We start from the raw sequence: 12,286 nt of genomic DNA, 5'->3' as shown, positions 1-12,286 counted from the left end.
CATAATAGAACTAATTATAACACATATATTTCAAAATGTTAATATTGTGTTTCAATACTGGAGCAACATGATAAAAAAAACAATCGATATCACTACGAAACTAGATAACTTCGTCCTTAAAAATAGGATGATTAGTACCACGCTCTTCGCCATGAAACAGACACTCCCTCTTCTGGCAGTTTGTGTCTACGCACGACTTATCTCGCAGCTCATCTTGTCACCAAATGCGTTGTTCGTAACACTATTTGATTGGCGATTAAGAATACCTGCTATTTTCCAATTACAAGAAATGCTCTCCTTGTTAGAAGTATTTGTTCTGATGATTCTATCAGCAACTTTTACCAAACGCTATTTGTCGGTTCGGAAAGTAACGCAAACGACCTTACCCACCCTCACTAATTTTTTAGGCACTTATTTTTTATTTTTAGGTAAAGGCCAAACACCAACTTATGATACTTCACAGTATTTGTTAGTCATTCTGCTGTCTTTCATTAGTTGTGAAAGTTTCTATTTTTATCAAAAATTTGTCAGCGGTGATAATCCGCAACCGTTTGCTGTCAGATTTTTGATTTGGGCTGCCCTGATTTTACTAATTGATGTTGCTTTACATTTTGCTATTCAACGCAGCGTGGTTCGATCTGCATTGAATACCTTGTTATCTAACAATTTTTTTACAACCTTCATTGGTCTGGTGATTATTAGCGTAGTGGCGCCACTACTGTGGTGGCTAGGAATTGGTTTGCCGCGTGAATTAATTAATAATCCCAGCACTATTAATGCTGTCATTAAAAATTTAGATACAATTTTGACAAACACAAATGCTACACTGCCTTATCCAACTAACCTTTATAGTGTCTACACAGCTTTTTCTTTATTTGGTGGTGTTGGCAGCACATTAGCAATCAGCTTTATTCTCCTATTCTCCATTAGAAAAAAGCAACAGCATTTAGGTATGCTGTCACTCCTACCTAGCTTATTCAATAGTAATCAGCTGTTATACTTTGGCTTACCAATATTTTTACGACCGTTAATGCTTGTCCCCATGATTTTGACAAGCCTACTTGGCACATTAATCGGTTATACCGCTATTGTGACCCATCTCATTAAGCCAGCAACACTTTCAACACCCAACACGACACCAAGCACACTCGTTTCTTTCTTGGGGAGTAATGACAGTTGGTCATTGCTAATTGTCGTTATCATTTTTGCACTATCCGTTGTTATTTACAGACCATTTATTGTCATAGAAACATCCGAGGTCAGCTATGAGAAATAAAGTAATTATCATATTAAGTTTGTTACTCATGGCTATCATTGGTTTTTTTGGTCACGATTGGGTAACACATACTAATAATAATCAAGCAAAAATTCAAAACTCTCGAATGGCACCGATTATTTTTATTCCCGGATCTAGCGCCACAATTAATCGGTTTGATAATTTACTAAGTAAATTAAATAATCCTAAATCAACGCACAGCATTTTAAAGGTCCAAGTCAATACTGATGGCAAATTAGTATACTCAGGGCATATTAGAGCTAATGATGAACAACCATTTATCGTCATTGGTTTTCAAAACAATCGAGATGGATATGATAATATCAAAAAACAATATCGTTGGCTAAACACAGCCATGACCGATTTGCAAGAACGTTATCATTTTAGAAATTTTCAAGCAATCGGGCATTCCAACGGCGGTTTGATTTGGACTGGATTTTTGGAAAACTATTATAGCTCTGACAATTTTAACATGACAACGCTCATGACGTTAGGCACGCCTTATAATTTTTCTGAAGTGACGTTGGCTCGTCGGACAGTGATGTTAACTGATTATATCAACAAGAGTAAAAACTTGCCCAAAGGATTGTCGGTTTACTCAATTGCCGGCACAGAAGATTATACAGACGACGGTATTGTGCCTGTACAAAGTGTCATCGCTGGAAAATACATCTTTCAAAAACATGTTAAAGCCTATACCCAAATCACTGTTTCTGGCAGTGATGCCCAACATTCAAGCTTACCGGAAAATAGTGAAGTTGTTTCACTAATTCAAGAGTATTTGTTGACAAAAACAGATAATACTGGCCGTCCAACACCTTAAAACTCCTACACTCAAAAAGCCTTGTAGCGTGAATAATAATCACGTTACAAGGCTTTTTTCATTATTTCACACCAGCTTCTATCATTTTTTTGAGACGATATTGCATTTGTTCAAACCGCCGTTTATCACTCTCAGCAATATCGTATTTCAAAGCACCTATCATTTGTAGGACTGCATGCTTGAATGAAGTCGATTTTGCTAAACTTAATTGGTTAATAGACTCTCGTAAACCAACAATAACTTCTGGATTATACGTGTCTGTAGCAATATCTATGGGTTTTTCATCATCATCGACCCAAATCATCTTTTGACAAAACTGTGCTTTTTCAGTGTTATGATGTCGCAACAAATCAATAGCTCGATTTGATAGCGCAGTAATAAAGTAAGTCGAAAATTTTGCACGTGGGCATGCTACTTCATACCGTTTCACACACTTCATTAGTATTTCAAGTCCCTCGGAATACCAATCATCCTTTTTAATATGCCCACTTATTTTTCGCTTATGAACGTTAAAAATAGCAGGTTTTAAATGTTTTATTAGCACACTGTATGCACAATCATGTCCTTTTTTTGCCGCAATTACTGTGGCTAACAGCCTATCTTTCGTCAATATTATGCTCCCGTTTGTCGCATACATTAACAGAATATAAGATAGATATCATCGTGCTATTCTGTTTATTTGGTATGCGTATTATAACGGATGACGTGAATTATATCCTTGATATATCAATAAACTAGCTGCAACACTGGCATTTAAACTCTGAACATGCCCAATCATTGGAATTGTTAACATACCATCCACCTTTTTCTTCAAAAGTGGCGAAATGCCCTTCCCCTCGTTGCCAATGATTAAAGCCGTGGCTCCCTTGGCATCCAAGCGACGATAATCTTCACCAGACATGTCGGTACCAAATATCCAGACGCCACGCTTTTTGAGTGACTCGACAACTGCTGCCAAATTAGTCACACGAGCGACTGGCACGTGTTCGATAGCACCCGTGGATGTTTTGGCCACTGTCGCGGTCAGTTGAACCGCGCGACGTTTAGGAATGATAATACCGTGGACGCCAGCAGCGTCGGCCGTTCTTAAAATTGATCCTAAATTATGTGGATCCTCAATACCATCTAAAATCAAAAAAAATGGCTCTTCATCTTGTTGACTGGCTCGATCAAATAAATCATCAATTGAGGCATACTCAAAAGCGGCAACACTCAGCACAACACCTTGATGGTTCCCGCCATCAGTTAATTCATCTAATTTCGATTTAGGGGCTTGCTGAACAACTAATCCCCTTTTTTTTGCAAACTGCAAAACTTCATTGCGCATTTTATCTTGCAGGCCAGTTTGTACCAAAACTTTGTTGATTTCTTGTTTGCTTTTTAGTGCTTCAACACTGGCATGATGACCATAAATGAATTCACCTGCTTCATCACGTTTCATTTCTTTATTCTCCCAGTTTCAATTTCGTCAAAGATCCATGCCATTAACGTTTGCAATCGTTTTTGACGGTTAGACAAATATAAATAACCAAACAATGCTTCAATGCCTGTCGAAATTCTATAGGTAACGACATCAGTATTTTTTGCTTTCGTGTGTGATTTGGCGTTTCGACCACGCTTAAAGTAGATTAGTTCATCTTCGAAAAGAATTTGATCGTCTGACATGCGTTGAAAAATTGCTGCGTGGGCTTTAGCCGACACGTAATGTTTACTTCTTTTTTGAAGATCATTTACCTTTGTCAAACCCATTGCTAACAAATGTTGTCGCACTTCTAATTCATAAATTGCATCTCCAATATAAGCCAATGCCAATCCGTTCATTTGTTCGTAATTTAAATTATGCATAATTCAATTATACGCAATTATGATAGATTGCGTATAACTTTTCAAACATCGTTCTGCAGAACAATAATTAGTTTATCTTAAACAACTGAAAACACATACCCTTTTGGCATAATCGACATCATTTTTGGCATAACGTGCACATTCGCCTGTTGATTTTATTTTCTTTAAATCAAAAAAACCGCTCATTCGAAAAATGAGCGGCTTTGTAGTCATCACTATTAATCTTCAAATGCCTTAGCGACATCATCTAATTTTGGAATGTCGGGTGTATCTTCTGTCTCAAGTTCAGGTTGTGCGATAACATCACCAACAACCTTACTCTTAATCTTACGATATTCCGCCATACCCGTTCCGGCAGGAATGATCTTTCCAATAATAACGTTTTCTTTCAAACCAACTAGTGGATCATTTTTACCACGAATAGCAGCATCAGTCAAGACACGTGTTGTTTCTTGGAATGACGCAGCTGACAAGAATGAATTTGTTTCTAACGCAGCCTTAGTAATACCAAGCAAAACTGGACGAGCAGTTGCCGGCACAAGACCTTCAAACAATGCTGGTTCATTAGCGCGCTTGAAATCAGCAATATCCATCAATGTTCCTGGCAATAAGTCTGTTTCGCCCGGATCCATCACACGCACTTTACGCAACATTTGACGAATCATAACTTCAATATGCTTATCCGAAACTTCAATACCTTGTAAACGGTAAACTTTTTGAATTTCTGTTAACATGTATGATTCTGTTGTTAACGTATCTGTAACAGCTAATAATTCCTTAGGATCAATTGGTCCTTCATTAATAGCATCACCACGTTGGATCTCGTCACCTTCTGCAAAACGCATGCGTGCAGTGAGCGGCAAAGTATACGTACGCGTATCCGTTTCACCTTCAATAGTGACAGCTTTCGTACGTTCTGCTGGGTTTTCTTCAATTGCAGTCACAACACCAGTCACTTCAGAAATTTCTGCACGTCCCTTAGGAATACGTGCTTCAACAATTTCTTGGACACGAGGCAAACCTTGCGTAATATCATTACCACCGGCAACACCACCTGTATGGAAGTTACGCATTGTCAATTGCGTACCTGGTTCACCAATTGATTGTGCAGCAACAGTTCCAACAGCTTCACCCACTTCAACTTCTTCACCAGATGCTAAGTTACGACCATAGTCGAGTACTGAAACACCGTGCTCTGTTGTTGACGTAAAGACAGAACGAATCGTTACTTCTTCAATGCCAGCATTGACAATCGCTTTGGCAACATCTTCATCAATCATTTCATTACGAGAAACAATCTTTTCACCAGTTTCTGGATCAAACACTGACTTCATTGCATAACGTCCCAAAATACGATCGTAAAGTGGTTCAACAACTGATGTGCCATCCATGATTGCTTTAACGGCAACACCACGATCAGAATCATTGTCGAATTCACGAACAATAACATCTTGCGCAACATCAACTAGTCGACGCGTCAAGTATCCTGAGTTAGCCGTCTTCAAGGCTGTATCTGACATTCCCTTTCGGGCCCCGTGAGTAGAAATAAACATTTCCATCACTGTCAAACCTTCACGGAAGTTAGCTGTAACTGGCAATTCAATAATTTTACCACCAGGTCCGGCCATCAGACCACGCATACCAGCCAATTGAACGAAGTTTGAAATGTTACCACGAGCACCTGAGTCTTGCATCATGAAAATTGGATTAGTTGGTTCAAATGATTCAATCAGCTTATCTTGAATGATATCCTTGGCTTTTGTCCAAATTTCAGTAACTCGTTGGTAGCGCTCATCATCCGTAATCAGTCCTCGACGGAATTGCTTGGTTACAGTAGCAACTTGGTTATGCGCATCTTCAAGAATAGCAGGCTTTTCTTTCAAATCTGTCACATCAGTCATAGCAACTGTCAAACCAGATTCAGTTGACTTTTCATAGCCTAAGTCTTTCATGCGATCCAGTAACAGTGACGTTTCCGTCACTTTGTAGCGCTTGTAAACTTCAGCAATAATATCTGATAAGAATCCTTTTTTGAAAGCACCAATGATTGGCGTTTCTGCTAGATAATCATGAATATCTTCACCTGACTCAATGAAGAAACGATCATCGACGCCCTTAAAGTTATCCTCAGATGGTTCGTTGATAAACGGAAAATCAGTTGGTAAAATTTCATTAAAAATTAGCTTTCCAACTGATGTAACCATTACTTTAGAACGTTGTTCGTCTGTAAATGGCTTTTCAGCTGGGAATGAAGACGTTTGGATTCCAACACGTGTATGATAATGAACAACTTTACTTGCAAAAGCAATGCGTGCTTCATCAACACTTGAGAAAATCATCCCTTCGCCTTCGCGACCAGCTTCCTCAGTAGTTAGGTAATAGTTACCAATAACCATGTCCTGTGATGGCGCAACGATTGGCTTTCCATCTTTTGGTGCCAAAATGTGCCCAGCGGCAAGCATTAGTAAACGTGCTTCAGCTTGTGCTTCATCAGATAATGGCACGTGAATCGCCATCTGATCACCATCAAAGTCTGCGTTATAGGCTTCAGTAACCAGCGGATGCAAACGCATTGCTTTACCTGAAACTAACACTGGCTCAAACGCTTGAATGCCTAAACGGTGCAACGTAGGTGCACGGTTTAACAAAACAGGGTGTTCTTTAATAACATCTTCCAAAACATCCATGACATCGCCGTCAGCTTTATCAATCTTACGCTTAGCAGATTTGACGTTACCAGCCAACTTACGTGTTGTTAATTCTTTCATGATAAATGGACGGAACAATTCGATTGCCATTGGTACAGGCAATCCCATTTGGTTCATCTTCAAGAAAGGTCCAACATCAATAACTGAACGACCAGAATAATCGACACGCTTACCAAGCAAGTTTTGACGGAAACGACCTTGCTTACCTTTTAGCATGTGTGAAAGTGATTTCAATGGACGGTTACCAGGACCAGCCACTGGACGACCACGACGACCATTATCAATCAAGGCGTCAACAGCTTCTTGTAACATACGCTTTTCGTTTTGAACAATAATACCTGGGGCATTTAAGTCCAACAAACGCTTCAAACGATTGTTGCGGTTAATCACACGGCGATACAAATCATTCAAATCAGAAGTCGCAAAACGACCACCTTCCAATTGGACCATTGGACGCAAGTCTGGTGGGATAACAGGCACAACGTCCATTACCATCCATTCAGGCTTATTGTCAGATTGTAAGAACGCTTCAACAATGTCCAAACGACGTACAGCGCGTACACGTTTTTGACCAGTAGCTTCTTGCAATTCGCGCTTCAACTCATCAGCTTCGCCAGCTAAATCAACATTAGCCAACAATTCTTTAATTGCTTCCGCACCCATACCAGCCTTAAAGCCAGCACCATATTCTTTTTTCAATTGGCGGTATTCGCGTTCCGTCACCATTTGCTTCTTCTCAACTGGTGCATCACCAGGTTCAATGACAACGTATGACGCAAAGTAGATAATTTCTTCAAGTGAACGAGGTGACATATCCAAAACAAGACCCATTCGTGAAGGAATACCTTTGAAATACCAAATATGTGTAACAGGTGCAGCCAATTCGATGTGACCCATACGCTCGCGACGTACTTTTGATGATGTTACTTCAACACCACAACGGTCGCAGACGATACCTTTATATCGGATTCGCTTGTATTTACCACAGGCACATTCATAATCTTTTGTAGGTCCGAAAATGCGTTCATCGAACAAACCGTCTTTTTCAGGCTTTAATGTTCGATAATTAATCGTTTCTGGCTTTTTTACTTCACCATAAGACCATGAACGAATCTTATCTGGTGATGCCAAACCGATTTGCATACTTTCAAACTTGTTAACATCGATTGCCATCTATTTGCTGTTACCTTTCTTAATTATTGCCGTCTGATGCAGCTGTATCTTGTGCTTCAACCTTAGAAAAGGCTGCTGCAACTTCTTCGTCTTCTTTATTTAACAAATCTGGATTTGTACGAGCCAATTTTTCAAGTGCATCAACTGGTAAAATCGAATCATCTTCATCCATTTGACGCAATTCTACTTCATCGCCCGATCCATCCAAGACCTGCATGTCTAGACCAAGTGCTTGCAATTCTTTTACCAAGACACGGAATGATTCTGGCACACCAGGGCGTGGAATTGGTTCACCCTTGATGATTGACTCATAAACTTTAACACGTCCAGCAACATCATCTGACTTGTATGTCAAGATTTCTTGCAAGGTATAAGCAGCACCATAAGCTTCCAATGCCCAAACTTCCATTTCACCGAAACGCTGTCCACCAAATTGCGCTTTACCACCCAAAGGCTGTTGCGTAACAAGCGAGTATGGTCCAATAGAACGCGCGTGTATCTTATCGTCGACCATGTGGGCTAACTTCATATAGTGCATGACACCAACGCCAACACGTTTGTCGAATGCTTCACCCGTACGGCCATCATAAACAACTGATTTACCATCTTGTGGCAAGCCGGCTTCGCGTAATGCGGCTTCAATTTCATCATCACTAGCACCGTCAAAGACAGGTGAGGCAACGTGAATACCAAGTTGTTTTGCAGCAAATCCTAAGTGAAGTTCCAAAACTTGCCCAATGTTCATACGTGAAGGCACGCCCATTGGTGAGAGCAAAATGTCAATTGGTGTGCCATCTGGCATGTATGGCATATCTTCTTCAGGGACAACCACAGAAACAGTTCCTTTGTTTCCATGACGGCCAGCCATTTTATCACCAACTTGAATCTTACGCTTCTGAGCAATGTAGACACGTACCATCATATTAACACCTGGTGCTAACTCATCACCATTTTCTGGTGTATAAATACGTACGTTTTGAACAACACCACCGCCACCGTGAGGGACACGTAATGATGTATCACGCACTTCACGTGCTTTTTCTCCAAAGATAGCATGAAGCAAGCGTTCTTCGGCAGATAATTCTGTGACACCCTTTGGTGTCACTTTACCAACCAAAATATCACCATCATGAACTTCAGCACCGACACGAATAATACCATCAGCATCCAAATCCTTCAACTGGTCTTCACCAGTATTAGGAATTTCGCGTGTCATTTCTTCCGGTCCAAGTTTTGTGTCACGCGCTTCTGAGTCATATTCTTCAATATGAATTGATGTATAAACATCTTCGCGAACCAAACGTTCATTCAAAACGATAGCATCTTCGAAGTTGTAACCTTGCCAAGTCATGAAAGCAATCAGTGGGTTTTGACCCAAAGCTAACTCTCCTTGTTCCATTGATGGACCATCAGCCAAAACTTCATCAGCTTCAACGTGCTCACCAGCATGAACAATTGGCTTTTGGTTATAGTTTTTACCACCATTTGAACGACGGAACTTCATCAATTCATAGGTGTCAAGTTGTCCATCTTCACGACGCACACGAATTTGACGTCCATCAACATATTCAACTTCACCAGCTGCACGAGAAATCATAGCAACACCTGAATCGTGCGCGGCCTTGTATTCAATACCTGTACCAACAAGTGGCGCATGTGGATCAAGCAATGGTACAGCTTGACGTTGCATGTTGGCACCCATCAAAGCACGGTTGGAATCATCGTTTTCCAAGAAAGGAATTGCAGCTGTTCCAACGGAAACAACTTGTTTAGGCGAAACGTCCATGTAATCAATGCGATCAATTGGTGTTTCAATGTTTTCTTCACCAAAACGCGCCATAACCGTATTGTGTACAAAGCTACCATCTTCATTCAATGGTGAGTTGGCTTGTGCAACAATGTAATTATCTTCTTCATCAGCCGTCAAATAGTCAATTTTGTCGGTAACTTTGTGAGTTGTCCAATCAACACGACGGTATGGTGTTTCAACAAAACCATACTTGTTAATACGGCCATAAGTAGCCAGTGAGTTAATCAAACCAATGTTAGGACCTTCAGGTGTTTCAATTGGGTCAATTCGGCCATAGTGCGTGTAATGAACATCTCGGACTTCAACACCGGCACGATCACGTGTCAAACCACCTGGTCCAAGAGCTGACAAACGACGCTTATGGTTCATTTCACCCAGTGGGTTGGTTTGATCCATAAACTGTGACAACTGTGAAGAACCAAAAAATTCCTTAACAGCAGCAACAACAGGACGAATATTAATCAATTGTTGCGGCGTAACTGTATTGGCGTCTTGAATTGACATACGTTCGCGTACAACACGTTCCATACGCGTTAATCCAATACGGAATTGGTTTTGTAGTAATTCTCCAACTGATCGAATACGACGATTTCCAAGATGATCAATATCATCGACTGATCCAACACCTTCTTGTAAGTTCAAGAAGTAGTTCATGCCAGCCAAAATGTCGGCTGGACGAACTGTACGATCATGTTCATCAATATGACCGTTTCCGATCAACAGCAGCGTCTTATCAGGATTTTCAGGTGCTTCAATTTTAATCTTTTGTAATGTTACAGGTTCTTCAAGAACAGCATCACCAGAAGGTGTATAAGTTGTTGTCTTGAAATCATCACGATCCAAAAATGGTGATAATTTAGCCATCACTGACTTGTCAACTAAGGTTCCTTTTTCGGCAATAATTTCACCTGAATCAGGATCAGCCAAAGTCTCTGCTAATGTCTGATTTAACAAGCGTGTCTTCAAAGACAACTTTTTGTTGATTTTGTAACGACCAACAGATGCTAAATCATAACGTTTTGGATCAAAGAAACGTGCAACCAACAACGCACGTGATGAATCTGCCGTTTTGGGTTCACCAGGACGCAAGCGTTCATAGATATCTTTCAAAGATTCTTCGACACGAGAATCAGACATGTCTTTGTGAACGTCTTTTTCCAAAGTCATATTCAAAGCATCATACTGATCTGAAAAAATATCAATAATATCAGAATCAGAGCCAAATCCCAACGCGCGAACCAACTCAGTCATGAGCAATTTACGTGTACGATCAATACGAACGTTTGCAATACCTTTTGCATCAGTTTCATATTCTAACCATGCACCACGGTTAGGAATGACGGTTGTGCCATAATGAGGACGACCATTTTTATCTGTTTCTTGATTGTAATAGATACCTGGTGAACGCACTAATTGAGAAACAATAACACGTTCAGCACCGTTGATAATGAACGTTCCTTGCTCCGTCATCAATGGAAAATCACCAAAGAAAACATCTTGAGACTTGATTTCACCAGTTTCATGGTTAGTCAAACGCAAAGTTACGTGTAATGGTGCTGAGTAGTTAGCATCATGTTCACGTGCTTCATCAATGTTATATTTGGGTTCCATCAACTGATAATCAACATATTCCAATGATAATGTTCCTTGGAAATCATCGATTGGCATGATGTCTCCAAACATTTCTTTGATACCATCATCTAAGAACCATTGATATGATGCCGTTTGAATTTCAATCAAATTTGGTACATCTAAGACCTCTTTGATACTTGCATAAGACCGACGAGTACGGTGCTTACCGTACTTAACTAAATGTCCTGCCACACTTATCACCTCATTAATTATTTACCGTGTTTACATTACTGTTTGATTACAAATCAAGCTATGTGGCTTGAAAAAGTAACCTATGAGCACAAAAAAAGCAATCGCCCCTGTTTCCGCAGATAACGTTTGCTTCAATATAAAGAACTTGCGGACAATATTTCGCAAAAATCATATTTATTCACAGTACTACAGGTACTAATTATACATGAAATATAAAAAAAAACAACCTGAAAGGTTGTTTAATAATGCCGCCGGTGGGAGTCGAACCCACACGGTGTTGCCACCACTGGATTTTGAGTCCAGCGCGTCTGCCAATTCCGCCACAGCGGCATATGATAAAGCCCTAAAGCTTAGGGCGGTAGAAGGGGATCGAACCCTCGCATGCTGGATCCACAAACCAGTGTGTTAACCACTTCACCACTACCGCCATGGCAGGGATAGAGGGAATCGAACCCCCATCAACGGTTTTGGAGACCGCTATTCTACCGTTTAACTATATCCCTAATACTAAATAAAATATATATCGACTCAAGGCCGAAATAACATGGTAAGGAATTGCGCCTTACTTTACACTGAAAATTGTACATGTCTTTTTAAAACTTGTAGCGGTCACAGCGGGGCTCGAACCCGCGATCTCCTGCGTGACAGGCAGGCGTCCTAACCAGCTAGACCATGCGACCAATGGACGCTACAGGGATCGAACCTGTGACCCCCTGCTTGTAAGGCAGGTGCTCTCCCAGCTGAGCTAAGCGTCCATGATGGAGAGGAAGGGATTCGAACCCTCGAAACGTGTCGCCACGCTTACACGGTTTCCAACCGTGCTCCTT

General features: G+C 40.5%; 7 protein-coding genes and 5 tRNA genes. 2 read left to right on the top strand and 10 right to left on the bottom strand.

Annotated features, from left to right (window positions below; translation table 11 throughout):
• The first annotated feature begins 67 nt into the window (after positions 1-67).
• Positions 68-1,276 (top strand): PTS transporter subunit EIIC, encoded by a 1,209-nt coding sequence (locus IEU65_RS07310; RefSeq protein ID WP_147651175.1) that lies wholly within the window; start codon positions 68-70, stop codon positions 1,274-1,276.
• Positions 1,266-2,099, top strand: coding sequence for an alpha/beta hydrolase (locus IEU65_RS07305; protein ID WP_010278191.1), 834 nt, complete (start codon positions 1,266-1,268; stop codon positions 2,097-2,099). Before IEU65_RS07310 ends, IEU65_RS07305 begins: the two co-directional genes overlap by 11 nt.
• A gap of 61 nt (positions 2,100-2,160) precedes the next feature.
• On the opposite strand, the gene IEU65_RS07300 is transcribed toward IEU65_RS07305, so the two are convergent.
• The 10 genes from IEU65_RS07300 to IEU65_RS07255 all read right to left on the bottom strand — a co-directional run bounded on the left by IEU65_RS07300 (position 2,161) and on the right by IEU65_RS07255 (position 12,214).
• Positions 2,161-2,709 carry a sigma-70 family RNA polymerase sigma factor gene (locus tag IEU65_RS07300; protein WP_010278193.1) on the bottom strand — a complete coding sequence of 183 codons (549 nt, stop codon included), beginning with the start codon at positions 2,707-2,709 and terminating at the stop codon, positions 2,161-2,163.
• Positions 2,710-2,790: 81 nt separating this feature from the next.
• Positions 2,791-3,540: a 23S rRNA (guanosine(2251)-2'-O)-methyltransferase RlmB gene (gene rlmB / locus IEU65_RS07295; protein WP_168441529.1), complete on the bottom strand. Its 750-nt coding sequence runs from the start codon at positions 3,538-3,540 to the stop codon at positions 2,791-2,793.
• A complete protein-coding gene (locus IEU65_RS07290) occupies positions 3,537-3,944 on the bottom strand; it encodes a Mini-ribonuclease 3 (protein ID WP_010278195.1) in 408 nt (135 codons plus the stop codon). Before IEU65_RS07290 ends, rlmB begins: the two co-directional genes overlap by 4 nt.
• Before the next feature lie 218 nt (positions 3,945-4,162).
• Entirely contained in the window at positions 4,163-7,825 is a 3,663-nt protein-coding gene (gene rpoC / locus IEU65_RS07285; RefSeq protein ID WP_010278197.1) for a DNA-directed RNA polymerase subunit beta', read from the bottom strand.
• A gap of 19 nt (positions 7,826-7,844) precedes the next feature.
• A complete protein-coding gene (rpoB, locus tag IEU65_RS07280) occupies positions 7,845-11,459 on the bottom strand; it encodes a DNA-directed RNA polymerase subunit beta (RefSeq protein ID WP_148424296.1) in 3,615 nt (1,204 codons plus the stop codon).
• A gap of 246 nt (positions 11,460-11,705) precedes the next feature.
• Positions 11,706-11,789, bottom strand: a tRNA-Leu gene (locus tag IEU65_RS07275).
• A gap of 24 nt (positions 11,790-11,813) precedes the next feature.
• Positions 11,814-11,886 (bottom strand) — tRNA-His (locus tag IEU65_RS07270).
• Between the two features lie 2 nt (positions 11,887-11,888).
• Positions 11,889-11,962, bottom strand: a tRNA-Trp gene (locus IEU65_RS07265).
• 103 nt (positions 11,963-12,065) lie between these two features.
• Positions 12,066-12,139 (bottom strand) — tRNA-Asp (locus tag IEU65_RS07260).
• Between the two features lie 2 nt (positions 12,140-12,141).
• Positions 12,142-12,214 (bottom strand) — tRNA-Val (locus IEU65_RS07255).
• Positions 12,215-12,286 lie beyond the last annotated feature (72 nt).

Origin of the sequence: Leuconostoc pseudomesenteroides KCTC 3652, from assembly GCF_014634745.1 — a bacterium.
In the GTDB taxonomy this organism is placed as follows: domain Bacteria; phylum Bacillota; class Bacilli; order Lactobacillales; family Lactobacillaceae; genus Leuconostoc; species Leuconostoc pseudomesenteroides.
Note: the sequence above shows the minus strand (reverse complement) of the source record. Positions and strands in the feature narration are given on the sequence as shown.